Below are 26,542 nucleotides of genomic sequence, written 5' to 3' on the forward strand. Positions count from 1 at the left end.
GATGATCAGTTTCACCATAGAAGATCGCGATGGTAGTCGGCAAACGCTGGAAATCCCGGAAGGCATTAACCTGAGTTTGATGGAAGTGCTGAAAGCGTCGGAGTACAATATTCTGGCCACGTGCGGCGGCATGGCTTTGTGCGCTACCTGCCACGTTCAGGTGCTGGAAGGCGAAGAGGCCCTGCCATCCGCAAACGATGCCGAACTAGACATGCTGGATACCCTGCCGGACGCTGATTCTGCCAGTCGTTTGGCCTGCCAGTTACGGGTCAATGAAAATCTGGAGGGAGCAGTTTTTCGCATAAGAGGCAGTGAATAAGGTGGGATTTAGGCCGGAAAAGGAAATATTTGCAAAAAGAATGGCTATCTCTCATGCATGAAATGACTAAACCCGATCTGGCTCCGATCACCCGCCATTTGCGCGCCATGTTCGGTTCCCGGCTTTTAATTGCGGCGGTAAATCATCTGGACGTTTTCGAAATTCTGGATAAAGGACCCGTCAGCTTCAGTGAGTTACAAACGCGCATGCACCTGGCCGACCGACCGGCGATGGTGCTCTTTCCCGCTCTTTGCGCCATGGGTTTTTTAGCCATAGATGAGGCGAAAAACCTGTCCCTAACCCCATTGGGGCGCTTTTTGACCCAGGGAGGAAACCCCAATCTGGTTGGGTATGTCGGTCTGGAAAAAGACGATTCGGGCGTGCTGGAAATGGTGGAGCGTCTCCAAAACGACGGACCGCGCGACATTTCAGCGGGTATTTCCTTCGTGAAAGAAGGCGAAGGTCCTTCGCCGATGGACGATCCGGCCCTGGCCCGCGCCTTGACGCTGGGTCTGGCCGGACGGGCGCAGCACCTGTCGCCCATTGTGGCGGCCCGGATGAGCAAACGCGACGGCCATCTGCTCGATGTAGCGGGCGGAACCGGTTATTTTACCTACGAATGGTTGTTGGCTAACCCGACTTCAACGGCCACCGTTTTTGACCGCCAGCAGGTGCTGAACGTGGCGGCGGAACTGCTGGATGCCTTTGGAAAAAGTGGTCGGCCCGGCGCTGATACGGTTCGTGAACGAGTGACGTTTCAGCCCGGTGATATGCTGGTCGATGAACTACCGGAAACCGATTTGCTGCTGGCCGCCAGCCTTTTCCATGATTGGCCGACGGAAACCTGCCAGCATTTAGCCAACCGTTTTGCCGCAGCGGTGCGTCCGGGCGGTGAATTATGGGTGCACGATGCTTTTTTGAATGATACGCTGGATGGTCCCTTAGCCGCTACCGATTATTCGGCACAGCTTTTCTGGGGAACGAAAGGGCGGATTTACAGCCGAAAAGAATACCGTGGCTGGCTGGGAAAAGCGGGATTGGTGCCAACGGACGAAAACATCCCAACGCAAATGGATTACGGATTAATCTGGGCGAAAAAGCCGGTTTAACCACTAAAAAAAGGCCGCCGCCCTTAGTGAGGGCGGCGGCCTTTTTCATTAACTCAATTTTAGCCCCGGCCATACAATAACACCCATTCCCGAAGCTGGACCTCGGAAGCGGGCGTAATCTGATCCGGCAGAAGCCGCCAGACCCAGTTATTTTTCGTGGAGGCTGGCGTATTCATGCGAGCCGATTCATCGAGACCCAACACATCCTGAAGGGGCAGAATGACAATCTTGGCAACGCACGCATAAGCCATCCGACTCAGCACCTGGTGCACATTCCGATCCGAAATTGGGTAGCCCGTGTATCTTTCCAGCATTTTTCGCTCTTCTTTGGTCGCATCCTGGCGGTACCAGCCGCGCGTTGTGTTGTTGTCATGCGTACCAGTATAGGCAATGCCAATGGGCGTAAAATTATGGGGTACGTTAACAGAATGGATCATATCATCGGTGAAGGCAAACTGCAACACCTTCATGCCTGGAAGCATAAATTCATCCCGCAATTCATACACCGCATCGTTGATATCGCCCAAATCTTCCGCCACAAACGGAAGCTCTCCCAACGCCTGTTGCATCGTCAGAAAGAAATCGGAACCCGGTCCTTGTCTCCATTCGCCGTTGATGGCCGTCTTTTCAGACGAGGGAACTTCCCAGTAATTGGCGAAAGCCCGAAAATGGTCAAGGCGCAGTAAATCATAGAGTTCCATGTTTTTTCGAAGGCGGTCGATCCACCAGGAATAACCCTGCTCTTTCAACACATCCCACCGAAAAACGGGCATTCCCCAAAGCTGCCCTTCGGCATTGAAATAATCGGGAGGCACGCCCGCCACGCCAATCATTTTTCCTTCTTCGTCAACACTGAAAATTGACGGATTCGCCCACACATCCGCCGAATCATAGCTGGTGTAAAAAGGAAGGTCGCCGAATAGTTTAATATTCAGGTTGTTGCAATACGCTTTGAGGTCTTTCCACTGCCGGGCGAAGATAAACTGAAGCCATTTGGTCTGGTCCAATACCCGCTGATTTTCTGCTGTAAACGTGGCAAGCGCTTCCGGCTCCCGCAGTTTAAAAGGCTTGGGCCACTGGAACCAGGCTTTGTCATCCTGCTTTTGTTTCAGGACGACAAAAAGAGCGAAATCATCCAGCCAGTACGCTTCCTGTTCGCAAAAGAGGTTGAACTCAACCTGGAGCCCTTCGGCTCTTCCTTCGCTGAAATTCTGGTATGCTTCGTCAAAAAGTTTATTTTTTACCCGCTCCGCTTTGGTGTAATCGGTTTTATCACTAGGTGGCAAATGATGCTGAACAAGTGCTTCTGAATCCAGCAAACCCTCTTGTGCCAATAAGTCTGGACTAATCAATAAGGTGTTACCAGCCATGCTGGAAATGGAACTATAAGGAGAGTGTCCCTGGCCCTGTTCCGTTGGATTAAGGGGTAACAGTTGCCAGTAGGTCTGGCGGCTACGGCTCAGAAAATCCGCAAATTCGGTTGCAGCGGGCCCCATGTCGCCAATGCCAAAAGGGGAGGCCAACGACGTAAGCGATAACAAAATCCCAGCGCTACGGTTGTTGATAGGCTGCTGCAATTTTAGTAAAGCCAGCGGAAAAGGCTTGAAAATCAGATTAACAGCAATGTCATCTTCAAATTTTCCACTCGTATTGGCTAGCTCGTTGCACCATTCCAAAGGCGCTTCGGGAGGCATCACAATGCGGGTATCTTTCCAGTCGACAGCCAATGCATCGCGTTTTTGTTGCTGGCTTAAAAAGGCCAGGTGTAAAGGAACCGCAGTTACGTACCAAGTCTGCTTATGGCGCCGGGCAAACGCCATAACATGCTCTTTATAAGCTCCTTTAACCGTTAGCGGAATATACTGGCCCTCCGCAAAAACATCAGGTTGTTGCTTGCGTTCATTCAGTAACTTATAAATCAGCCAGAGTTTGATGCGGGCGTCGTAGCGGTTCTGCCAAAGCTCCGTCAAAAGGGCTTCGGTCTGCGCTTCGTCGTTGGCTTCCAGACTTTCCAGCCATTGTTGACGCTGGTTATAATCCACCGGACGGCGGTTGTCAGGGTCTACCAGACTTAAATCCCAAAGCTCAGTTCCCTGGTAAATATCCGGTACGCCGGGACAGGTCGCCTTAAGCAGTACCTGGGCCAGCGAATTGATAATTCCAAAATCCGCCACCTTCCGATGAAGCTTTTGAAAGCTCTTCCAGAATGGTTTTTTGGGATTTAACAGGTTGGTAGCAAAAGCCTTAGCCGCTTCTTCGTAGGCTTCATCAGGGGTGTCCCACTGAGAATGTCTTTTAGCTTCGCGCAAGGCTTTTTCCAGATACGCCTGAATGCGCTGTCCAAAATCATCTTCACCCTGCTCCGGCATTGGATAAGCGCCAATTAAAGTCTGATAAATAAAATATTCATCGTTCTCGTCGGGCGAATTTTCTTTTTTAAGCTTAGCGTTTATTTGTTGCCATTCCTGAACGGTGGCAAACCATTCGTTAGAAATATCCGTGAGGACGTTGAGACGGGCCCGAACGTCTTCACCCCGTTTGGTGTCGTGTGTTGAGGTTGCGTTCAAAGCGAGTGGCCAGTATTTCTGCCGATCTTCCATTTGCTGGTGGAAGTCAGAAATAGATAGCCCAAACGACTCCGGAGCGTCGCCCACTTCATTGTGTCCGATAAACCGGTTGTAGGTGTACATGAGCGTGTCTTCCACACCTTTTGCCATAAGCGGCCCCGTGAATTGCATCAGACGCTGGTAAAAAGACAAGGCCCGGTGGTTGTATTCGGGATTGTTATCCAAGGGCTTATGAAGGAGGCTAGCTTCTAGTAGCCCGAGTGCGGTAGCCAGTTTTGGCTTGCCTTTCCGAACCTGGTCGAAGATGTCCTTAACCGCCGCCACTTCGGAGGAATCAAGCGGAAAGCGATTGCCATAATAGCGGTAAACCGGGCAATGGATCAGCACTGCCCCGATAGCTTCTTTGAGTTCTTCGTGCGAAACCGTATTTAATTCGTCCTCACTAACTAAAGTCGATTCGATAAAAAACTGGCAGAGGTTTTCCAACTCACCAACCATGTGATTATTCAGGATATGCGCTTTCTTCTGGTGAATCTGCTCCTGAACTGGCGTTTGTTTTCCGACCAGATCGTTATAAAAGGCCGTGAAATCGGCTTTGCTTTTCTGTCTGGTAAATAAGTTGTTGACGAGGGCCAAAAACTCATATCCTGTGCTACCCTGAATCGGCCAGTTCTGCGGCAGGGGTTCCCCCGGCTCCAGAATTTTCTCGACAGTAAGGTACGTTTCTTCGCCGGTTAGCTCCCGTAGGCGGGCCAGGTACTGGCTTGGATCATACAGCCCATCAATGTGGTCGATGCGTAAGCCCTGGAAAATCCCAATATCCTGCAACGACTTGATTAGCTGGTGGTAATGCTGAAAAACCGCTTCGTCCTGAATATTCAGGCAGATAAGGCTGGTGACCGTGAAGAAACGGCGGAAATTGATGCGCTGATCCGTGTCCTGGTGGTAGCAAAGCTCGTAAACCTGGGAATCAGCAATCTGTTGTAGCTGCTCTGGGTTGCCATTGATCGCTTTCAGGCAGCTTTGAAGGTACTTTTTAGTGTCTGGGTGCTTCGTCTGCGAGGCCAGTTGCTGCTGAAATTCAGTTACTTCCAGTGCGTAAGTTTTGGCATCATCCACGCGTTGCAGTTGCGTGAGCTGATCAAGCAGTTGCTGAATGTTATCACCGGGGTTTTCGCCGGCCTGAAGAATGGTCGCGTAGGATCTAAGGTGCAGCGGATAATCGTTTTCGAAATAACGCAGCACCAGCCGCCCGTCCTGAAAACTGACCTTGAGTTGCTTTTTTTCAATGACCTCTGCCAAAGGTGCCCCCAAAAACGGAATCATGATGCGACCCTGATAAAAGGAGCTGGTCCAGGTGGAATCGAAAAACGGCGCATATTGCGAAAGCGGCCCTTTTTCCAGTACGTCCATCAACCACGGATTGCCAACATGGTAGGCCATGTGGTTGGGCACAATATCCTGAAGCCAGCCCATGCCGTTTTTTTGCAGCTTTTTACCAATGGCTTTCAAGCGTTTTTCGGTGCCAATCTCGGGATGAATCTGGTGCGGATTGACACCGTCGTAGCCGTGGGTGCTGCCGGGCGTTGATTCGAGAAGGGGAGAGGCATAGATTGTGCCCACGCCTAATTTTTGCAAATAGGCAATGATATTTTCAAAATCGCTGAAGGTAAATGCTTTATGGAATTGTATTCGATACGTTGAGACAGGATTGTACATGGTGTTGTAGTGAATAATCAGCAATTGTTATAGAAAAGCGCTACTAGCTAAACCAAATGATTAACCGTTACTAGGTAGAAAGGTTACTGAATCCATTTTTTTGGGCCATTTCCTATTTTTTTCTACCCGGATATGCGCAAAAAAAGCCCGCTCTCGGAAGGGAAAGCGGGCCTGAGCAATGTGGGAAGAAATAGGTCAAATCTCCGAATAAGCAGTTGGGTGCAGCAGAAAGATGTCTGCTCGCAGAAAATTATGGGCGTATTCGGGCAGGGAATTGAGTTTTTTCCATTCCGGGTCGGCGCTGAAGGCTTTCCAGTGGGCATCACGCTCCGCTTTGTTTTCGAAGGAGGTCATGTACATCATGTTCGGCATGTGATGCCCCGCTTTAACCTGCCCACAAAAAATGGTGTTAAAACCCAATCGCTTGAAAATGCCTAATTCGCCATTATCGAACTGCCGGATTTTGTTTTCGTGCAGCTTTTCCGTGGCGGCTTCGTAGCTGCGCAGTTCGTAAACCCGCTCGGCTGGGCTGGCTTTCAGCGAAGGCGTTGCGAGGGTTGGCATCGTGGCGAAAGCTTCCATCACAATCGTTTCAAAATGGCTGAAAACAGGGTTGTTGTATTCGGCATTGATGTAATCCTGGGCGGCAGTTTGGTACTGCTTATCTTTGGCCAAAGTTTCGGGCAGCCGGAAAACCTGCTCGGACGACTTAAACGGGATCAGCAAATAAACCAGCTTTTCGGCAGGAGTATTGCCCGTAGCGGCGGCTGGCGCGGGCTTAAAAACGCCCACCTTACCGACACCCGCGCGGTGCAGGGCGGGCAAATAAGCCTGTTCCAGGTATTTTTCCAGGCGTTCCTGCTGGCTGTCGTCTTTAAGGTGATAAATTTTAAGTTGGTAAAACTCGCGTTTTGGAGCGAACCCAACCACCTGAATAGCACTCGCTACCAGCAAAAAAGCAAGCGAAAAAAAGAGAACGTGCGATGTTTTAGAATAAGTAGACATGGAAATTGAAACCGAATGATAAAGTCTTGGAATTTAGGACAAAGTTTGTTTTGAATAAGACAAGAATTGAAAGCGCTGTTTTAAAAAATCAGTTAGCCGTTTCAGGATGAGAAGGGCCAGAAAACCCAGGCCAAGACCGGCAAAAACCCCACTGCCCGAGCCGATTAAAAGCGCTGATTTCGTTGTCCACCAGTGAAAAAATTCATTGGCGATAAAGAGACTAACCGCACCTAAAACCAACCCCCCGGAACCAGAAAAAAGGATTACCAGCGTTCGGAAGCCTCTTTCGAATGATTTCTGGTGAATCCCCACCAGGATGGAAGCCGACAGCATCCCTACCGAAACAAGCCCGGCAATACCCAGCACAAAAAGAAGCGTCAGCATGGCACCAATCCCGGCAAAAACAAAGAAAAAGCCCGCTATGAATAAAAGAGCAAAAGCACCCGGCATGAACAGGTCATCCTGTGCCGGTTCCGTGTAGGAAGGGGTGAGGGATGCCGCGTTTGGTGCGCTAAGTACGGGCGCTTGTTGTAAGCTGTCGACCGTTTGAGATGTGGCCAAAAAGCCAGTCAGAAGTAACAGCAGTAACAAAAATGCACTAAAACCAAAATTCAGATACGGGGTCTGCTTTTTCATCTGAATTAAATAGCTGTTTGATAATCAAGTATTTACTCTTAAAATAGTGTTTCTTGCATCTTGGCTAAGAAACTTTCAGTAAGTTCCTGATCGCTTCCTGAGCGGAAACTTTGGCCAAGTTAACCAACTTTCCGGGCTTTCCGCTAATTTTGGGGCTTTGAAGAAATTCACAGAATAATCCGATACAAAACCGCATATGGCAGAATTAATCCGGATGCCTAAGATGAGCGACACCATGACCGAAGGTGTCATCGCCGAGTGGCATAAGAAAGTGGGCGATACCGTCAAGTCCGGCGATGTCCTGGCCGAAGTTGAAACCGACAAGGCTACGATGGATCTGGAAGCATATGACGAAGGAACGCTTCTCTATATTGGTGTTGAAAAAGGCCAGGCTGTAGCCATCGATGCCGTCATTGCGGTGGTTGGTGAAAAAGGCGAAGATTATCAGGCGCTGCTGGATGGTGATGGTGGCAACGGTGCCCCCGCCGAAGAGCCAAAAGCAAACGAAAAGAAAGAAGCATCGCCCGCCCCTACCCCCGAAGGAGGGAAGGCAGACGAGAAAGCGTCTAAAACCGAACTGCCCGATCAGAAGGCGGTCGCCGCAGCTCCCGCCGAGGATGTCAATGCAACGATTGTCCGAATGCCAAAAATGAGCGATACCATGACCGAAGGCACGCTCGTTAAGTGGTTGAAAAAAGAAGGCGATACCGTTAAGTCCGGTGATATTCTGGCCGAAGTCGAAACCGACAAGGCAACAATGGATCTGGAAGCTTACGAAGAAGGCACGTTGTTATACGTTGGCGTTAAAGAAGGCGATGCCGTAGCGGTGGATGCCGTTATTGCGGTCATCGGTGAAAAAGGGGCCAACTTTAAAGTATTGATAGAAGGAGGTTCCGGATCGGGTGAATCGTCTGATTCCTCATCGGGTTCATCCACGGCGGAGCAAAACCCGCAGGCGGACCTACCCGCCAACGCCGATACGGATCTTTCTTACGGTGGCGGCGATAAAGGCCATTCGGCCAATGCTGAAGCCGACCGCGTTAAAGCGTCTCCGCTGGCCAAACGCATTGCCGAAGACAAAGGAATCAGTCTGGGCGAAGTGAAAGGAACTGGGCCGGAAGGACGCATTGTGAAACGCGATGTGGAAACCTTCAAGCCTTCGGAAAAAGCAGCCCCCGCAGCGCAACCCGCCGAAAAACCAGCGGAGAAAGCAGCACCGGCCGCTCAGTCGGCTCCGGCACCAGCCGCTCAGAGTGCACCTGCGTCGGGCGAGTACGAGGATATTCCGGTTACGCAGATGCGTAAAACGATTTCTCGTCGTTTGACCGAAAGCCAGTTTGGAGCACCGCATTTCTATCTGACGATGGAAATCAACATGGACAAAGCAATCGATTTGCGCGGTAAAGTCAACGAAGTCGCGTCGGCGAAGGTGTCGTTCAACGATTTCGTGATCAAGGCGGCGGCGCTGGCCCTGAAAAAACACCCGGCCGTCAATTCTTCGTGGTTGGGCGACAAGATCCGTCGTTACAAATACGTCAACATTGGAGTCGCCGTGGCGGTTGATGAAGGTTTGTTAGTACCCGTTATTCGCAATGCCGATCAGAAAACGCTGTCAACCGTTGCCGGAGAAGTGAAAGAACTGGCCGGAAAAGCGAAAGACAAAAAACTGCAACCGAAAGACTGGGAAGGCAGTACGTTCTCAATTTCGAACCTAGGTATGTTTGGTATCGATGAGTTTACGGCCATCATCAACCCACCTGATTCGTGTATTCTGGCGGTTGGTGCCATCAAACAGACGGTTAAGTTTGAAGGCGAGGTCGCTAAGCCAACCAATGTCATGAAAGTAACGCTCTCCTGCGATCACCGTACGGTTGATGGCGCGAGCGGTGCTGCTTTCCTGCAAACGCTGAAAGGCTTCCTGGAAGATCCAATGAAAATGCTGGTTTAAGGCCAAAGAAAACGCCTTTTTCCTTTAAGGATCAATTATTCATACTAAATTTTTACGGTGACACCTCGTACAAAAGGGTGTCACCGTTGTTTTATGGGGTATAGACTCAACAAAAAGCTATTGGCGAAGATTTTCGGCGAAGATGCGTTGAAATTAGTAACATTGCTCCTCTATTTTTGATTTAAGATGCAACAACCAATTCACGCTACAACGGTCGTTGGGATCGTTCATAACGGACAGGTATCGCTGGGGGCCGACGGGCAGGCGACAATGGGCAATACAATTGCAAAAAGCAACGTTCGCAAAGTAAGAACGCTGTTGGGTGGAAAAGTACTGGCGGGTTTTGCGGGTTCAACCGCCGATGCATTTACGTTGATCGAACGGTTTGAAGAAAAACTGAACGGCTACGGTGGAAACCTGAAGCGGGCCGCTATCGAGCTGGCAAAAGACTGGCGGACCGATCGCTACCTGCGCAAGCTGGAGGCCATGCTGATCGTAGCAACTAAAGAAGACATGCTGGTTATCTCCGGAACGGGCGACGTACTGGAACCTGACAGCGGTGTAGCCGCCATTGGATCGGGAAGTATGTATGCGCAAGCAGCCGCCATTGCCCTGAAAAAACATGCGCCCCAGCTCAGTGCGGAAGAAATGGTGCGCGAAAGCCTGCACATTGCCGCTGATATTTGTATTTATACCAACCATAACTTGACAGTCGAGACGGTGTAAAGAAAATTGGATTAATGGAGCTCCGTCAAGACGTCGTTTTATCACTATTTGTTGATAAACCACTATGAATGTATTCCGGAGAGGAGGACAAAATCCGGTCAGAAGGCGTATTCGATATGGCTTTGGGACAGCATTGGGCCTGATTGCACTCGGGTTCGTGCTGACGCTGAATAGCTATAGTGAAAATGGAGAAGACCGCGCCCGTGTGGAGCGCTCGTATGAAGTATCCAATCAATTGGGTCGGATTTTACTAATGCTCGTTGATGTGGAGAATACCGTACGGGGCTACGTGGCCACGAACGATACTATTTTTCTGGAAACGCACCGGGCAGCGGTTACGCAGGTGCCGGTGATTCTGGACTCCCTGCAAAGTTTGCTCAAGGATGATTCGATGCAGCTTCGCAACCTGGATTCACTGCGGTTGCTGACCAAAGATAATCTGGAAATTGTGAGTCGGCAGCAGAAAGCCATGCGGGCGCGTACGGCCATCAGCATCATGAAAACCTACATGCTGATTGGAAAAATACGGATGGACCGCATTCGGGTCTTGATCAACACCATGCAGCAGCAGGAGCATCACCGGATGGATGAACTCACCGAGGCCGCTACGAAATCGTTTCGGACCACGGTGATCATTACCTTTTTGCTCTCGCTATTGACATTCATTACCCTGATTGTTTGTTATAATCTGCTGGAAAGCGAACTAAATACCCGTCAGAAAACCGAAGACCAGTTGCGCGCTTACGAGGAGGATTTAAAGGAAAAAATCAACCTGCTGGAAATGTCGAACGAGGAACTGGAGCGCTTTGCGTTTGTAGCCTCGCACGACATGCAGGAGCCACTTCGGAAAATTCAGTCCTTTGGGTTTCTGATTCGCGACAAGTATGAGCCGGCGCTGGGGGAGGATGGGGGCATTTTCTTGGGGAAAATCCTGCAATCGGCGGAGCGCATGTCCAAGATGATCAAGGATTTGCTGAACTTTTCCCGGATCTCAAACAAGCAGGAGCCGTTTCAACCGGTGGATCTTAACGATGTCTTCGGCGGTATCCTGAGTGATCAGGAGTTGAAAATAAAAACCATTGGAGCCGATATGGTCATTGGGCGTATGCCCGTTGTGGATGCCGTTTCCAACCAAATGACGCATTTGTTTACTAACCTGATTTCTAACGCATTAAAGTTTAGTAAATCGGACGAAAAGCCGGTTGTGTCAATTCAGGCCGAGGCCGTTAGTGGGGAGGTATATGAAGACCTGATCCCGGAAAAAACGTATTATCGAATACTGATTAAAGACAACGGGATCGGCTTCGACGAAAAATACCTGGATCACATTTTTAAAATTTTTCAGCGGCTTCACGGTAAAAGTACCTACGAAGGTACTGGAATTGGTCTGGCGATTTGTAAGCGCATTGTCAGCTACCACAAAGGGCTGATTACGGCCCATAGCCAGCCCGGTTCCGGAGCTACTTTTATTGTCGTGTTACCCGAACATCAAAATCAATCCAAGCATGGTACAACAACAATCCACGAAACCCATTCGCATCTTGTTGGCGGATGATGATGAAGACGACCGTTTTCTGACGCGCGAAGCTTTTCAGCATCATTTTCCCGCTACGTCGATGCAATTCGTGGAGGACGGAGAAGAGCTGATTGAGTACCTTCGGCGAACCGGGCGTTACGAAAACGCTGATCATGGGCTTCCAGAACTGATTTTGCTGGATCTGAATATGCCCCGTAAAGACGGTCGGGAAGCGTTGCAGGAAATCAAAAAAGACCCGAGCTTGCGTCATGTTCCCATTATCGTCCTGAGCACGTCGGATGCCCAGGATGATATTGAAAATTCGTACTTCTGGGGTGCCAATAGTTTTATTACAAAGCCTACGTCCTACCAGAAACTAATTGATGTGACCAAGGCAATTGGGAACTACTGGTTTAATGTGGTTAAAATCAGCATGCGTCTGGACTAAGGAGTAGACGGCGTTCCAGTCAGGGCCGTCATCTGAACCATGATTTGCTCCAGGTGCTTCATAACGGAGGAAAGCATGCCCGGCTGGTATTTGTTGACAATCAGCGAGAAGGTGAGTAATTCTCCATCGGCTCCCGTAACGTAGCCCGCGTAGGAGCGAACGCCTTCAATGGTGCCGCTTTTTGCCCGAACATTGCCCGCCGCAGCCGTTCGGCGGGCCAAACTCTTCACTGTTCCTGATTCGCCCACAACGGGGATACTCTCGTAAAAGGCAGCAAACGATTTTTCGCGGGTTATGGCGGCCAGAATCCCTGTTAGGTTCGCCGTCGTCAAGCTGCCGCTTGGTGATAATCCGCTGCCATCTTTCATGCGAAACCCGCCCAGATCAACTCCTTTCGATTGCCAGAACTGCCCGACTTTCCGGACGGCTTCGGCGGTTGTAACTGGCTTTTTGGCCAGCCCGGAACCGGCTGCGATGAGCAGCGCTTCGGCGTAGAGGTTAATGCTCTGGTGGTTGGTTTGCTGCGCCAGTTCACCCAAGAGCGGTGAGGAGTGCAAATGCAAGGTTGTTCTTTTAGGTGGCTTGGCAACGGGCTCGCTGCCCGTGATGGAGCCCGGACCGTAGGAAAGCGGAGCGTTTAGGATAGAAACGCCGGCTTTGCTCAGGTATTCGTGCAGGGCAAACGCGGCGCTAAAGGCCGGGTCGGGCAAGGAGCCTTTCACCCCAAAGCTGGCCACCCCCGTCGGGACCGTGCCTTCCAGAAAAACCTGATTAGAATATGGCGCATTGTAAATAACCACTTCATCGCCCGAACCCGCCGCCCCGGTACTCACGCGGTTGAGCATTCGCAGGTAAGGCGTGGCTGGTTCCGTGCGTAAAACCAGAGCAGGCTGCCCGACCGTCTTGGCGGGTTGGAAAACGACGCGGTACAGGTTTTCGTTGAAATTGAGGCCGCTTAAGCCCGCACCATAATAATTCCCCATATCGCCCCAAATCCAGTTGTCGGGGACTGGTAGCGTCTGAATGGCGGTTGCATCGCCAACAATGGCTCCCTCAATGCGTTTGATGCCCGCTTGACGCACCACGTCCAGCCAGGTCCGCAAGAGCGTTGGCGCGTCGGAAAACTCCGCAAAACGGCTGCTACCGAGTGAGGGGTCGCCCGTGCCCCGAAGGTAAAGATTTCCCGTTAGCACACTATCCCGCAAGGTTCCGTCGTATTCAAGGTGCGTTTGATAGGTATAATTGGTTCCGAGAACCGTTAATGCAGTAGCCGTCGTTACCAGTTTCAAGGTTGATGCGGGCGGTAAACTCAGGTTTGCATGGTAATCAAGCAACGTTTGCCCATCTTTGGCCCGACGCACGGAAAGTGCTACGGTGCCATTTTGCAGCAATGGACTGGTTTGCAGCCTATTGAGGGTCTGTTGCAGTTGCAGAATCGCCGCCGAATCGGATTGGAGCGACCGGGAAGAAGAGGTGGCGGTGGAAGGCCGTCCGGTCAGAAAAAGAACACTGACGAAGAAAACAGTTAAATAATGCATGCAATTAAGCGAATTGGCAAGCTTTTTAGACAAAGAGCACCTCTGTATCGGTTTGCCAAAGGTTTTCGTAGCTTTGCAAAAATAGTCGAATCTTGTCTCCTTTTTTGTTGTTTACTAAAATTAGGGCGCTGGCTATACGCCAGCGTATCGACAAAGCGAAAAAAAGATAGATCACTAGCTAAAATAGCATAGATAATACACGAATGAAGTTGACATTTTGGGGGGCTACCCGGCAAGTTACCGGCAGTATGTTTCTACTGGAAACAGACGACGATTTTCGGATTTTGATTGATTGTGGATCGGATCTGGATCGTTCGGTGGCCAACAGCGAGTCTCCAACCGAAAATCATACCGGCGTTTTCCCGTTTGAGGCGTCTGGTATTAATTTAGTCTTACTGACCCACGCCCATATTGACCATAGCGGTCGGATTCCCAATCTTTTCCTGGAAGGCTACGAAGGGCAGATTCTTTGCACCGAACCAACCTACGATCTGACTGAACTGCTCCTGCGGGACGCCGCTTCGCTAAACCAGCGGCGACTAAACGAAATGGGCCGTAGTAAAAAACAGCGGGTCAAAAAGCGGTTCAATGAGCTTCAAAAAGAGCTTTTCCTGGAAAAACAGGTGCGGGAGTCGATGGTAAATGTGGTGCCGATTGCCTTTAATCGCAAATTCAGGGTGGCTGATGGGGTGGATGTCACGTTTGTCCCGGCGGGGCATTTGTTGGGAGCTGCGCACATCGTAATCAATGTTTATGAAGACGGGCGCAAAAAAAGCATCTGTTTTTCGGGCGACATTGGCCGACACAATTATCCGCTGCTGGGCGATCCTGAACCGGTGCCCGCGGTTGATTACCTCATTTGCGAGTCGACGTATGGCAATCGCCTGCACGTCGATCAGGAAACGCCCGAAGCGGTGCTGGCGGACATCATCAAACGAACCTGCATCGATATTCCGGGGCGTCTGATTATTCCATCGTTTTCCGTTGGACGAACCCAGGCCTTGCTCTATACGCTGAACCGGCTATACTCCGAGCTTAATTTCCCGCCCATTAAAGTTTTCTCGGACAGTCCTCTGGCGTTGGAAAGCACGAAAGTGTATCAGAAAAACCTGCGGTTGCTGAACAAGGAAGCCAAAGAATTTGTAGAGGATAATGAATCTCTGTTCGATTTCGAGAATTTCGAGTTTCTGGAAAGTTCCAAAGCCAGCAAGGCCGTCTCGAATTATAACCAACCCTGCATTATTATTTCGTCTTCCGGCATGGTGCAGGGGGGACGCGTTGAATACCACGTTGCAGCGAACATCAGCAATCCCTATAGTACCATTTTCATCATTGGCTATTGCGCCGAAGGAACCCTCGGCTGGCGCTTGTTGAACGGTCAGAGCACCATCTCCATCAAAGGAAAAGACGAGCCTGTAATGGCGAAAGTAGAGCGTACGGATGTGTTCAGTGGCCACGGCGACCGGGATGATCTGGTTCGGTTTGTGAAACAGCAGAATCCCGAAAAGTTGCAGAAATTATTTTTAGTACACGGGGAATATACCAGCATGATGGCCTTCCAGGAAACCCTGAAGGAGGAAGGTTTCCCTAACGTGGAAATTCCGAAGCGGGGTCAGACGTATGTGCTATAACCGGGCGCGATTCGTTGGATTGGTACTGTCAATCGGGATTTTCCGTTAACTTTGTGGCTCTTATCTTGTACGATACAGCATTTGAATGAGGACATACTTAGATTTTGAAAAACCCATAGCAGACCTGGAGTCGAAATTGGTTGAGATGAAAAAACTGGCGGAAAACAGCAATGTGGACGTCAGTGAAGCCGTTCGCTCGCTGGAAATCAGCATTGATCGGCTTCGTCACGAGATCTTTGAGGACCTGACCCGCTGGCAGCGTGTTCAACTTTCTCGTCATCCAGACCGTCCTTATACGCTGGACTACATCGAGCAGATGTGCGACCAGTTTATTGAACTTCACGGGGATCGCACTGTTCGCGACGACCCGGCTATGGTGGGTGGGTTCGGTGAAATCGCTGGCCAGACGGTGATGATCATTGGCCAGCAAAAAGGCCGCAATACCAAGCAGCGTCAGCACCGTAACTTTGGAATGCCTAACCCCGAAGGATACCGTAAGGCGCTCCGGCTGATGAAACTGGCCGAAAAATTCAATAAACCCATTGTTACGCTGATCGATACGCCGGGGGCCTTTCCGGGCCTGGAAGCCGAAGAGCGCGGCCAGGGTGAAGCCATCGCCCGGAACCTGAAAGAAATGTTCATGCTGCGGGTGCCGGTTATTTGCATTGTCATTGGTGAAGGCGCTTCAGGTGGAGCCCTGGGTATTGCCATCGGCGACCGGGTGTTGATGCTCGAAAATACCTGGTATTCCGTGATTTCTCCCGAAAACTGCTCGACTATTTTGTGGCGTAGCTGGAATTTCAAGGAGCAGGCCGCCGAAGCCATGAAGCCAACCGCCCGCGACATGCAGAAATACGGTCTGGTCGATGGCATCGTGGAAGAGCCAACGGGTGGCGCGCACAACGATCCGGCAGACATGGCCCAGCGTTTGAAAAAAACCATTCTGGATACCATTGCTGAATTAGCCCAACTGACGCCCGAAGAGCGAATTGACCAACGGATTGAGAAATTCTGTTCAATGGGTGTGGTGGTTGAATAAATCAATATGGCAAGCGTTTTAACTCCTCAAATCAAAAACATCATCTTTGATCTTGGTGATGTGATTATTCCGATCAATCCGCCGCTGACAGCGTTGGCTTTTGCGCGTTTGACGGCTTTAACCCTGGAGCAGGTACAGGTTCTATTCCGGGAACACCAGGTTTTTCAACAATACGAAACGGGTCTGGTGGATGACAAAGGCTTCCGCGACCACATTCGGCAGATCCTGAACAACAAGGAATGGGCGGATGAGGTGATTGACGAAGCCTGGAATACGCTGCTGCTCGAGTTTCCGATTGAACGGATTGAACGGATTCAGCAATTGCGCGGTCAATACCGCCTTTTTCTGCTGAGTAATACCAGCGCCATTCACATCAAAGAAGTAAACCGGAAGCTGAAAGAGCTAACGGGTTTACCCCAGTTGAATGAGTTGTTTGAGAAGGTCTATTATTCTTATGAGATTAAAATAATGAAGCCGTCTCCGGATATCTACCAGTATGTTTTGAACGATGCCGGTCTGGTAGCGGAAGAAACTGTGTTCTTGGATGATAATGCGGATAACATCCGTTCGGCGGCTGAGTTAGGTATTCAGGCGGTACACGTACAACCGCCGCTGACGATTCTTGATTATCTGCGTGATGAACCCACGAACGAAGACGCTTCTAGTGCAGGTTAGCCTGGCTATCTTAACGCTTATTACAACAACACTGGCCGGTACAGAATGGATGACCGGCCGCTTTTTTATTGACCCGGAGTCGAACCTGGGCTGGCCTGATTTCCTGGCGGGTTTGCAATACTCCCTGCCATTGCTGGGTATTCTGACCGTTCATGAGTTTGGGCATTACTTCACGGCCAGAATGCACCAGGTTCGGGTAACATTGCCGTATTATATTCCGCTCTGGATTGGCATTGGGCAGAGCTTTGGAACGCTGGGTGCCTTTATCCGCATTCAGGATTACATCAGTAGCCGGAAGAAATACTTCGATATTGGGATTGCCGGGCCGCTGGCAGGCTTTGTGGCCGCTCTTGGGGTACTGTGGTATGGTTTTACCCATCTGCCCCCGCCCGAGCACATTTTTACCATTCACCCCGATTGGCAGCAGTACGGCCTGGACTACCCGGCCCACGTCTACAAAAACCTGCCCCCCGACAGTTTAATGTCGTTCGGTGACAACCTGATTTTCTGGTTTTTCAAGAATTACGTCGCCGATCCGGCCTTGCTGCCGCATCCCTACGAGATGATTCACTACCCGTTTCTGCTGGCTGGTTATTTCTCGCTTTTCTTTACCGCTCTGAATCTAATGCCCATCGGTCAACTGGATGGGGGGCATATTTTGTACGGGCTGATTGGTCGGCGCGCGTTCCGGCAGGTTGCACCCGTGTTGTTCATTGGGTTCATGTTTTACGCGGGCATCGGTTTTTTCAAGCCGTCGGACTTTGCCACCGGCAACGACGTGCGTTTTATGGATCAGTTGTGGAAGCTAGGGTTTTATATCTTTGCGCTGTATCTGGCCTGCATCCGCATTAATGATGATCGCGTGACAGGCTTGCTAATTGCATTGAGTGTGGTAGCGGGCCAATTCCTCATCGGTTATCTACGCCCTGATTGGGAGGGTTATCCTAATTTTTTATTATTTATTTTCATTTTAGGGAGATTTTTGGGTATTTATCACCCAGATACGGAAGAAGACAAGCCGCTGGATACAAAACGCAAAGTATTAGGCTGGCTGGCATTGGTGGTATTTATCCTCTGTTTTAGTCCCAAGCCGTTTATATTTTCCTAACTCCATACATATGTTTTCTGCATTTGCACGCTGGCTATTTGCACAAAGAGGCTGGAAAGTGCTCGGACCTCGACCAACTGTACCCAAAGGTATCTGGGTTATTGCGCCGCATAATTCAAATTGGGACTTTCCAGTTGGTGTTGGCGCACGGGCCGAATTGCGAATCTGGATTCAGTATCTGGCCAAGAAAGAGTTGTTTTCGTGGTATGCTGGCTGGCTTTTTCGGCTGTTAGGGGGCAAACCCGTGGATCGGAGCCGAGCAAATAACTTGGTCGATGCAGTGGTGGATGTATTGAATCAGCACGACCGCCTGCACATTTGCATCACACCAGAAGGCACGCGCAGCAACGTGAGCAAACTGAAAACGGGCTTCTACTACATGGCCCTTAAATCGGGGGCGCCTTTGATCTTAACTGGCTTCGATTATCCCCGAAAGGCGGTTGTACTGAGCGAACCTTTGTATATGACTGGCGATTTTGAAGCGGATATTCGGCTAGTATACGATTTTTTCAGTCGCGTTCAGGGAAAGCGCAAAGACTGGCTCAAACGGTACGAAGAGACAGGGAGTATTAACTAAGCTCTCAATAGGAGAAGAAAAGAACTTACAAGCCAAATACAGTCCAAGCCATTTTACTGAGTACCATAAGTACGCTGATATACGACCGCTTATATCCGAACGAAGCTGCTTTTTCGCGCCGCCAGAAGAGTTCTTGCTTACGCCCCAAAAAAAGAACGTAATTATCAAACGTACGGCCAACCCCCAGGCTATCTTTCCGATCTACCTTATTCGTCTGAGTAAGGTGATCCAAGAACGCAAATGCTTCTTTCTCTGAGCTATGATAGATAATCGTATTATTGCCTGCGTGGTGGTGAATGGTGTAAAAAGCGTTCATAATTGCGCTGCGGTTAGTAGCACAAAGGTGAAAAATTGAGTGATTCTGCTCGTTAAATATGACTTAAAAATAGATTAATAATTTTTAATCTTCTAATAGTTCAATTTATTGAAATAGGGGATGAGTTAAGTTAGCGTGCTTCTTGGGCATATTTCACCATCAATTCACCAGCCCGATCAGAAGCACCGGGGCCACCAACAATCTGTTGCAAGCGGGCATAATCCGCTAACTGGCTTTGTCGGTTCTGTCCGTTTATTAAAATTTTACTCAGTTCAGTACGAATATTCGCTGGATTTAAATCATTTTGAATTAGCTCTTTCACCGCCTCTTTATTAAGAATGAGGTTAACGAGAGAAATATGATCAACCGCAATAAGCTGTCTGGCAATAAGGTAAGAAATCGTACCTGTGCGGTAGCAAACTACCTGCGGCACATGGAGCAAAGCCGTTTCCAGCGTAGCCGTTCCAGAGGTGACCAAGGCCGCTTCAGCAATTGAAAGCAGGTTGTAGGCATCGTCGGTGATGACTGGAATATTCGGGTAGGCGGCTAAATGCTGTTGGTAGAGACTTGAAGGAAGGTTGCTAACTCCTGCGACAACAAACTGATAATTAACAAATTCCTTGCAGGCTGATAGCATCAGAGGAAGCATTCCTTCAACTTCCTGCTTACGACTCCCCGGTAACAAAGCAATAACGGGGCGGTTGGAAATTTTGGCAAACTGTTCCCGGAAGGCAGGATCGGGCTGGAAAGCGGCGATGGCGTCCATCAGCGGATTGCCTACATAATCCACTTGATAGGCGTACTTCTGAAAAAAGTCCACTTCAAAAGGAAGGATAACAAACAGGCGATCTACCAGGGCTTTGATTTTCAGGGCACGTTTCTGGTTCCAGGCCCAGACTTTTGGTGAAATGTAATAAAAAACCCGAATGCCATGCCGCTTGGCAAAACGAGCCATGCGCAGGTTAAAGCCCGCATAATCGATCAAAATAAGCACATCGGGGCGGTGTTGGAGCAAGTCGCGTTCGCAATCCCGAAAGTTGCGGCGAATCGTGCTTAAATTTTGCACGACTTCCAAAAAACCCATAAAAGCCATTTCCCGGTAATGGCGCACTAAAACAGCCCCGGCTGCCTGCATTTGCTCGCCGCCCCAGGCCCGGAACGTTGCCGATGAATCATGGCGACGAATAGCCTGAATGAGGTTGCTTCCGTGTAGATCGCCAGAGCGCTCACCGGCAATGAGATAATAGGTCATGGATGCTTATTCTCCGTAATAATCGACGTAATTTTTAGGGGTTTCAATAAGCCGGATGCGATACAGGCGAGATTCGGTCACTTTGCTAAGGGCGCGTTCCAGAATTTTCCAGATCTCCATAACGAAAATCTCGCACGAAGCCATCTTGCCCTGCATGAAATCGACGTCCAGGTTCAGGTTTTTATGATCTACCTTATCAATTATTTCACTTTTGATCAGATCGCCTAACAATTTAAGGTCAATGACAAAGCCTGTTTCTGGGTTAGGCTCCCCCTTCACCGTCACGATCAGCTCAAAATTATGACCGTGCCAGTTGGTGTTGGCGCAAAGGCCAAAAACTTCCTTATTTTTTTCCTCAGACCACATCGGGTTGTAAAGCCGGTGTGCCGCATTAAAATGCTCTTTCCGTGTAACGTAAACCATATTGATAGCGCCAAAAGTAGAAAACAACCCGTAATCAACTTTCAGCTGTTAAAGCGCAACTTTTTTGCAAAATTACGCCAAAGTGCTTCTTAAAAAAATCCTTGATCAGACAGACGGCTGCTTTTTGAATCAGATGAGAATCTAATGGATTTCTAATTAAATTTGTAGGTAAATATTGAAAAAATACTATTTTTTCGTAAAAACGTGGATAGTCTATTGCATTTATTTATCCTAATTTTACACCCTGTTAACTTAAGATTAACAGCTAATACGTAAGAACTATCGAATACTTTCAAGAATATATTGCTCAATTTTAAGGTAGTATGATTATCGTTACGGGCGCTGCAGGTTTTATCGGGAGTGGTTTGATCTCTCGGCTAAATCAGGAAAATTTCAATTTTATCATCGCCGTCGATGATTTTTCGCAGACCGAGAAGCTGCCTAATCTCGAAGGAAAACGCATTCAGGAGCGCGTAGACCGGGAGCAGTTCTTTGACTGGCTCGATCAAAATTATTACGAAGTTGAGTTTATCTTCCACATCGGAGCCCGCACCGACACCACCGAATTTGATCGCCGAATTCTAGAACATCTGAACGTTTCGTATTCCAAGAAAATCTGGCAAAAATGCATAGATTACCAAATTCCGCTGGTTTACGCTTCATCAGCAGCTACCTACGGACTTGGTGAATTGGGGTATGACGACAACGAACAGCTTGTTCCGCAGCTCAAGCCACTGAATCCCTACGGTGTTTCTAAAAACGAATTTGACATCTGGGCGCTGGAGCAGGAGAAAAAGCCGTTTTTCTGGGCAGGACTGAAGTTTTTCAATGTCTACGGGCCCAATGAGTACCATAAAAACCGCATGGCGTCGGTGATTTTTCACGCCTACAACCAAATTCGCCAGCAGGGATCAATGAAGCTGTTTCGTTCGCATCATCCTAATTTTCAGGACGGCGAGCAAATGCGCGATTTCGTTTACGTAAAAGATGTCATTAACGTGTGTCTGTTTTTGATGCATCACCGCCGCAACTCCGGTATCTACAACCTCGGTAGTGGCAAAGCCCGGACGTTTATCGACTTGGCGCAGGCCACTTTCCAGGCGATGGATGTAACGCCGCAAATTTCCTTTGTGGATACTCCCGAAGATATTCGCGACAAATACCAGTATTTCACCCAGGCTAGTATGAGCAAACTCCGATCAATTGGGTATACAAAGCCTTTTTGCACATTGGAAGAAGGAATTCAGGATTATGTGCAAAACTACCTGGTGACAGAAACTTACTTATAAATTGCCCTAATTAGGATGCTGAAGCGGAAGCCGGGTGAGTAATCATCCGGCTTCTTTTTGAAAAAAATTGATTTAAACATTTGTTTAAATCAATTTTAAACCATTACCTTTGTAGCAGGTTAGAAAGTTATGGCAGAAGAAGTAGATACCGAATCGAAGATTAAAGAGGCCGCCAAGAAAGTTTTTTTGGCGCAGGGGTACGAGGGTGCTAAAATTCGGCAGATAGCGGAAGAGGCGGGCGTCAACATTGCCTTGGTGAATTATTATTTTCGCAGCAAAGACCAGCTATTTAAAAGTATTTATATGGATGCTTTCCGGGATTTTCTGGGAAGGCTGGCCATGATGCTCGAAGAACAAGTGCCTTTAGAGGTGAAAGTTTGGAAAATCGTAGATCAATATACTGATTTTCTGATAGATAACCCGTTGATTCCTATTTTTGTCTTATCTGAATTTAGACGAGGAGAAGCCACCTTTTTTAAAGATATTGACGTGAAAGGCATCATTGCTACGTCGTATTTTACGAAACAGCTGGCCGACGAAGCCGCCAAAGGAACAATCCGGTCCATCCAGCCTTTGCAGGTAATTTTTACGATTATAGGCAATATCGTTTTCCCTATTTTGGCTAAACCCGTGCTCTCGTATGTAGGCACACTTGATGAGACCGGCTTTCGGCAATTCATGGAAGAAAGAAAGCGATTAGTACCCGAAATGGTTATGGCTTACCTGAGGCAGGTGTAATTTTTTTGCCCTTTAATTAAACAAATGTTTAAAACAACAATGTAATGTATCATGAAGAAGTACCTGATCTGTTTGCTTTGGCTGCTCTGGTTGCCCACACAGGGACAGCCAATTATAACGCTGGAGCAATGTTACACGGCCGTGCGGGAAACGTACCCGTTAACAAAACAAAAGGCCCTTATTCAGCAGTCGGGAGAACTGGCGGTTGCTAGTCTGGCGACGAACCGCCGGTTGCCGCAACTAGCTCTAAACGGACAGGCAACCTGGCAATCGGAAGTAACGCAGTTGCCGATTGAACTGCCCAATCTGGTTATTCCTACGCTCAGCAAAGACCAGTACAAGCTGGCCCTCGATGCGAGTTATGCACTCTACGACGGAAATCTCACCCGTTTGCAAACCGCGTTGCAGCAAGCGACCACGGCAACTGCCCAGCAGCAGATCGATGTCGAATTACACAAGGTTAAGGATCAGGTAAACGGCTTGTTTCTTCAGGCGCTACTCACCGACGAGAACCTGCGATTGACCCAAATCATGCTGGAAGAGCTTCACAATCGTACGGAAAAAATAAAAGCCAGTGTTCGTTTCGGTACGGCCTCCCAGATGAATCTCGATGGGTTACAAGCTGAAGCGCTCCGCTCCGAGCAGCGGCTGGCCGAGTTGACGGCTGCCCGTCGGGGACTGCGTGATGCCCTGAGCCTGCTGACGAACCTATCCATTGATGATAGCACGCGGCTCGTGGTGGAGGAAAACCCTCTGGCGATTAAATCCAATCAACCCGTTAACCGGCCTGAACTAAAACTTTATGACGCCCAGAGGTCCTTGTATGCAGCACAGCTGGCGCTAACCGATACTAAATTTCGTCCGCGATTAAGTTTGTTCGGTCAGGGTGGAGCTGGGCGACCAGCCTTGAATTTTCTGAATAACGATTTCCGGGGCTTCTTCATTGGCGGGTTGCGGTTGAGTTGGAATTTGTCGGCCGGTTACACGCTACGGAACGACCGCCAAGTAGTGGCTTTGAATCGGGAAGTGGTGGACGTCCAGCAGGCAACCTTCGAAAAAGCATTACGTATTCAGTTGCGGCAGCAGCAGACCGAAATTGAGCGTTTGCAAGCGTTGCTGGACAAAGACGGGACTATTATTGCCTTGCGGGAAAAAGTGCGGAAAGCCGCCGCCGCGCAACTGGACAACGGGGCCATTGCGGCTCGCGACTACACCACCGAGCTAAACAACGAAAACCAGGCCTTGCTCAACCAGAAATTCCATGAACTGCAACTGCTACTGGCGCGGGTGCAGTACCGGACACTAACCGGAAATTAAGCTAATTTTTAGAAAGTAAACATTCGATCAAACTCATTGAAGAGATACCATGAACGCAAAATGGATGCTGGCCGGTCTGGTGATAATACTGACTGCCTGCCAACAAGAAGAAACCAAGTCGGATGCCTACGGCAATTTTGAAGCCGTCGAAACCATCGTTTCGGCGGAAGCCACTGGAGCTTTGCAGCGCTTCGACGTAGAGGAAGGCCAAACCCTTCAGGCGGGCCAGGTTGTAGGCCAGGTTGATACCGAACAATTACAGCTACGGAAGGCGCAACTGCTGGCCAGTGAGCAAGCCGTGCGGAGCCGGACGCCCAATGTATCGGCTCAATTATCGGCTTATGGGCAGCAAATCGCGGTGCAGGAACAGCAGCTTCGGACGCTTCAACGCGAAAAAGAGCGCACCCAAAACCTGATTGCGGCGGGGGCCGCGCCCACCAAACAGCTAGACGATATCGAAGCGCAAATGGCGGTTATGGAGCGGCAAATTGCCCTCATCAAGCAACAGCGGAGCGCCCAGGCATCGGCTTTGGGGACGCAACGGAGCGGAACCGTGGCCGAAACGGCGCCCCTGGCCCAGCAAGTAAAGCAGTTGGACGATCAGATCAAAAAATCATCCATCGTCAATCCGGTTGCTGGAACCCTAACGGTGAAGTACGCCGAACCCGGCGAGGTGGTCAGTTACGGCAAGCCTTTGTACAAAGTAGCCACGCTGGATACCATCACGCTTCGGGCGTACGTCAGTGGCGATCAACTGGTGAATGTGCGGGTTGGACAAAACGTGCAGGTACTAGTCGATGCGCCCGACAATCAGTTAAAGCCTTACGAGGGAACCGTGCGCTGGATTGCGAGCAAGGCGGAGTTTACGCCCAAAGTGATCCAGACCAAAGACGAGCGGGTGAATCTAGTCTACGCGCTGAAGATTCAGGTGAAAAATGACGGCGGCTTGAAAATTGGAATGCCCGGCGAAGTGCGGTTTCAGGCGGCAGTAAACAAGCAGTAGATGGCTACGGAAACCATTTTTGTTGAGGGAGTTTCGAAGACGTTCGGGGAAACCAAGGCGGTGCAGGACGTCTCGCTATCGATTGAGGCCGGCGAACTGTTCGGGCTAATCGGACCGGATGGAGCGGGAAAAACGACCTTGTTTAAAATGCTCGTCACCCTGCTGCGGCCCGATGCGGGGCGGGCAATGGTGGCTGGGTACGATGTGGTTCGGGATTACCGCCAGTTGCGTACGCACATTGGCTACATGCCGGGGCGTTTTTCGCTGTATCCTGACCTGAGTATTCGGGAAAACCTGGATTTTTTTGCGACCGTATTCGGCACGACCATCGAAGCAAATTATGAGCTGATCCGGGATATTTACGTCCAGCTTGAGCCGTTCAAAAATCGGCGGGCGGGGGCTTTGTCGGGCGGAATGAAACAGAAACTGGCGCTTTGTTGCGCGCTGATTCACAAGCCAAAAGTGCTTTTTCTGGATGAACCAACAACCGGTGTGGATGCGGTTTCGCGCAAGGAATTCTGGGAAATGCTGCACCGCCTGAAAACGCGCGGTCTGACCATGCTGGTTTCGACGCCGTACATGGACGAGGCCAGTTTGTGCGACCGGGTGGCCCTGATTCAAACGGGGCGGATTCTAGCCATTGATACCCCAAAGGGAATAGAAAACAGTTTTGCCCGACCACTCTACGCCGTGCGGGCCGACGAAACGTATCGGCTGATTCAGGATTTGCGGCAGGCCCCCTTTACCGTAACCTGCTACGCTTTTGGCGAGTACCTGCACCTGACCACGAACGAGGGCATAAGCCCCGGCGAAATCAGGGTTTATCTGGACAATCGGCAGCACCGTAATCTTGACGTAAAGCCGATTCGGGCGGGCATAGAAGATAGTTTTATGGCACTGATGCACGATGAATAAGGCAGTTGTTATCAACAAATTAACCAAACGGTTCGGCGACTTCATTGCGACGAACGAGATCACGTTTGAGGTCGGGCAAGGCGAGATTTTTGGGTTTTTAGGGGCCAATGGAGCCGGAAAAACCACCGCCATCCGCATGCTGTGCGGGTTGCTTAAACCCACGTCCGGGGAAGCCACCATTGCGGGCTTCGACGTTTACCGGCAGACTGAGCAAATCAAGCAGGTCATTGGCTACATGAGCCAGCGATTTTCCCTGTACGAAGACCTGAGCGTTCGGGAAAACATTCGGTTCTACGGCGGAATCTACGGCTTAAATCGTGCTGAACTGCGGGAAAAATCGGCACAGATCATCCAGCAATTGGGATTGGAGAGCGTAGCGGATAAACTCGTTGTTTCCCTGCCGCTGGGCTGGAAACAACGCCTGGCTTTTTCGGTGGCTTTGCTCCACAATCCAAAAATCGTGTTTCTGGACGAGCCAACGGGCGGGGTTGACCCCATCACCAGACGCCAGTTCTGGGACATGATTTACGAAGCGGCCAACCGGGGAACCACCATTTTTGTCACTACCCACTACATGGACGAAGCCGAGTACTGCAACCGCGTCTCGATCATGGTCGATGGCCGAATCAAGGCGCTGGACACACCCGGCGGTCTGAAAAAAACGTATGGCGTTGATTCTATGGACGCAGTGTTCCAGATTCTGGCGCGGGGCACTTCCACCAAGTAGG

Annotated in this window: 24 protein-coding genes; 17 read left to right on the forward strand and 7 right to left on the reverse strand. The window is 49.8% G+C overall.

Annotated features, from left to right (window positions below; translation table 11 throughout):
• Position 1: 1 nt before the first annotated feature.
• Together L0Y31_RS14155 and L0Y31_RS14160 are read left to right on the forward strand one after the other, a co-directional pair.
• A complete protein-coding gene (locus L0Y31_RS14155; protein WP_234733728.1) occupies positions 2-319 on the forward strand; it encodes a 2Fe-2S iron-sulfur cluster-binding protein in 318 nt (105 codons plus the stop codon).
• A 53-nt stretch (positions 320-372) separates the two neighbouring features.
• Positions 373-1,428, forward strand: coding sequence for a methyltransferase (locus L0Y31_RS14160; protein WP_234733729.1), 1,056 nt, complete (start codon positions 373-375; stop codon positions 1,426-1,428).
• Positions 1,429-1,487: 59 nt separating this feature from the next.
• Here the strand turns inward: L0Y31_RS14160 and treY are convergent, their stop codons facing one another.
• The 3 genes from treY to L0Y31_RS14175 form a co-directional block, all read right to left on the reverse strand.
• Positions 1,488-5,714 (reverse strand): malto-oligosyltrehalose synthase, encoded by a 4,227-nt coding sequence (treY, locus tag L0Y31_RS14165; protein ID WP_234733730.1) that lies wholly within the window; start codon positions 5,712-5,714, stop codon positions 1,488-1,490.
• Between the two features lie 195 nt (positions 5,715-5,909).
• The gene (locus L0Y31_RS14170) at positions 5,910-6,719 is read right to left on the reverse strand and encodes an NIPSNAP family protein (protein WP_234733731.1); all 810 of its coding nucleotides are present in this window, start codon (positions 6,717-6,719) and stop codon (positions 5,910-5,912) included.
• A gap of 33 nt (positions 6,720-6,752) precedes the next feature.
• On the reverse strand, positions 6,753-7,355 hold the full coding sequence (locus L0Y31_RS14175; protein ID WP_234733732.1) for a hypothetical protein: 603 nt from the start codon (positions 7,353-7,355) through the stop codon (positions 6,753-6,755).
• 196 nt (positions 7,356-7,551) lie between these two features.
• On the opposite strand from L0Y31_RS14175, the gene L0Y31_RS14180 reads away from it, so the two are divergent.
• From L0Y31_RS14180 to L0Y31_RS14195, 4 genes are all read left to right on the forward strand, one after another.
• Positions 7,552-9,303, forward strand: a complete 1,752-nt coding sequence (locus tag L0Y31_RS14180) for a pyruvate dehydrogenase complex dihydrolipoamide acetyltransferase (protein WP_234733733.1) — start codon at positions 7,552-7,554, stop codon at positions 9,301-9,303.
• A gap of 186 nt (positions 9,304-9,489) precedes the next feature.
• Entirely contained in the window at positions 9,490-10,029 is a 540-nt protein-coding gene (hslV, locus tag L0Y31_RS14185; protein WP_234733734.1) for an ATP-dependent protease subunit HslV, read from the forward strand.
• Positions 10,030-10,093: 64 nt separating this feature from the next.
• Positions 10,094-11,584 (forward strand): sensor histidine kinase, encoded by a 1,491-nt coding sequence (locus tag L0Y31_RS14190; RefSeq protein WP_234733735.1) that lies wholly within the window; start codon positions 10,094-10,096, stop codon positions 11,582-11,584.
• Positions 11,535-11,993 (forward strand): response regulator, encoded by a 459-nt coding sequence (locus L0Y31_RS14195; RefSeq protein WP_234733736.1) that lies wholly within the window; start codon positions 11,535-11,537, stop codon positions 11,991-11,993. The genes L0Y31_RS14190 and L0Y31_RS14195 overlap by 50 nt, the downstream gene beginning before the upstream one ends.
• On the opposite strand, the gene dacB is transcribed toward L0Y31_RS14195, so the two are convergent.
• Positions 11,990-13,531 (reverse strand): D-alanyl-D-alanine carboxypeptidase/D-alanyl-D-alanine endopeptidase, encoded by a 1,542-nt coding sequence (gene dacB / locus L0Y31_RS14200; RefSeq protein WP_234733737.1) that lies wholly within the window; start codon positions 13,529-13,531, stop codon positions 11,990-11,992. The two genes, L0Y31_RS14195 and dacB, sit on opposite strands and share 4 nt — an antisense overlap.
• Before the next feature lie 203 nt (positions 13,532-13,734).
• Here dacB and L0Y31_RS14205 point away from each other — a divergent pair, with 203 nt between their 5' ends.
• From L0Y31_RS14205 to L0Y31_RS14225, 5 genes are all read left to right on the forward strand, one after another.
• Positions 13,735-15,162 carry an MBL fold metallo-hydrolase RNA specificity domain-containing protein gene (locus L0Y31_RS14205; RefSeq protein WP_234733738.1) on the forward strand — a complete coding sequence of 476 codons (1,428 nt, stop codon included), beginning with the start codon at positions 13,735-13,737 and terminating at the stop codon, positions 15,160-15,162.
• Positions 15,163-15,247: 85 nt separating this feature from the next.
• Entirely contained in the window at positions 15,248-16,201 is a 954-nt protein-coding gene (locus L0Y31_RS14210; protein WP_234733739.1) for an acetyl-CoA carboxylase carboxyltransferase subunit alpha, read from the forward strand.
• Positions 16,202-16,207: 6 nt separating this feature from the next.
• The gene (locus L0Y31_RS14215) at positions 16,208-16,876 is read left to right on the forward strand and encodes an HAD family hydrolase (protein WP_234733740.1); all 669 of its coding nucleotides are present in this window, start codon (positions 16,208-16,210) and stop codon (positions 16,874-16,876) included.
• Positions 16,839-17,984: a site-2 protease family protein gene (locus L0Y31_RS14220; RefSeq protein ID WP_234733741.1), complete on the forward strand. Its 1,146-nt coding sequence runs from the start codon at positions 16,839-16,841 to the stop codon at positions 17,982-17,984. The genes L0Y31_RS14215 and L0Y31_RS14220 overlap by 38 nt, the downstream gene beginning before the upstream one ends.
• Before the next feature lie 10 nt (positions 17,985-17,994).
• Positions 17,995-18,561, forward strand: a complete 567-nt coding sequence (locus L0Y31_RS14225; RefSeq protein WP_234733742.1) for a 1-acyl-sn-glycerol-3-phosphate acyltransferase — start codon at positions 17,995-17,997, stop codon at positions 18,559-18,561.
• A gap of 25 nt (positions 18,562-18,586) precedes the next feature.
• On the opposite strand, the gene L0Y31_RS14230 is transcribed toward L0Y31_RS14225, so the two are convergent.
• The 3 genes from L0Y31_RS14230 to L0Y31_RS14240 form a co-directional block, all read right to left on the reverse strand.
• Entirely contained in the window at positions 18,587-18,877 is a 291-nt protein-coding gene (locus L0Y31_RS14230; RefSeq protein WP_234733743.1) for a hypothetical protein, read from the reverse strand.
• A gap of 130 nt (positions 18,878-19,007) precedes the next feature.
• On the reverse strand, positions 19,008-20,129 hold the full coding sequence (gene lpxB, locus L0Y31_RS14235; RefSeq protein ID WP_234733744.1) for a lipid-A-disaccharide synthase: 1,122 nt from the start codon (positions 20,127-20,129) through the stop codon (positions 19,008-19,010).
• 6 nt (positions 20,130-20,135) lie between these two features.
• Positions 20,136-20,552, reverse strand: coding sequence for a 6-pyruvoyl trahydropterin synthase family protein (locus tag L0Y31_RS14240; protein ID WP_234733745.1), 417 nt, complete (start codon positions 20,550-20,552; stop codon positions 20,136-20,138).
• A gap of 323 nt (positions 20,553-20,875) precedes the next feature.
• Here L0Y31_RS14240 and rfaD point away from each other — a divergent pair, with 323 nt between their 5' ends.
• The 6 genes from rfaD (at position 20,876) to L0Y31_RS14270 (ending at position 26,541) form a co-directional block, all read left to right on the forward strand.
• Positions 20,876-21,841 (forward strand): ADP-glyceromanno-heptose 6-epimerase, encoded by a 966-nt coding sequence (gene rfaD / locus L0Y31_RS14245; RefSeq protein ID WP_234733746.1) that lies wholly within the window; start codon positions 20,876-20,878, stop codon positions 21,839-21,841.
• 129 nt (positions 21,842-21,970) lie between these two features.
• Complete coding sequence (locus L0Y31_RS14250; RefSeq protein ID WP_234733747.1) at positions 21,971-22,579, forward strand: TetR/AcrR family transcriptional regulator; 609 nt, start codon at positions 21,971-21,973, stop codon at positions 22,577-22,579.
• A gap of 51 nt (positions 22,580-22,630) precedes the next feature.
• A complete protein-coding gene (locus tag L0Y31_RS14255) occupies positions 22,631-23,896 on the forward strand; it encodes a TolC family protein (RefSeq protein ID WP_234733748.1) in 1,266 nt (421 codons plus the stop codon).
• 49 nt (positions 23,897-23,945) lie between these two features.
• Positions 23,946-24,899, forward strand: coding sequence for an HlyD family secretion protein (locus tag L0Y31_RS14260; RefSeq protein WP_234733749.1), 954 nt, complete (start codon positions 23,946-23,948; stop codon positions 24,897-24,899).
• Positions 24,900-25,814, forward strand: coding sequence for an ABC transporter ATP-binding protein (locus tag L0Y31_RS14265; protein WP_234733750.1), 915 nt, complete (start codon positions 24,900-24,902; stop codon positions 25,812-25,814). It abuts the gene before it with no gap.
• Positions 25,807-26,541, forward strand: a complete 735-nt coding sequence (locus tag L0Y31_RS14270; protein ID WP_234733751.1) for an ABC transporter ATP-binding protein — start codon at positions 25,807-25,809, stop codon at positions 26,539-26,541. Before L0Y31_RS14265 ends, L0Y31_RS14270 begins: the two co-directional genes overlap by 8 nt.
• Position 26,542: the final 1 nt, after the last annotated feature.

Source organism: Tellurirhabdus bombi (assembly GCF_021484805.1).
GTDB classification, from domain to species: Bacteria; Bacteroidota; Bacteroidia; order Cytophagales; family Spirosomataceae; genus Tellurirhabdus; species Tellurirhabdus bombi.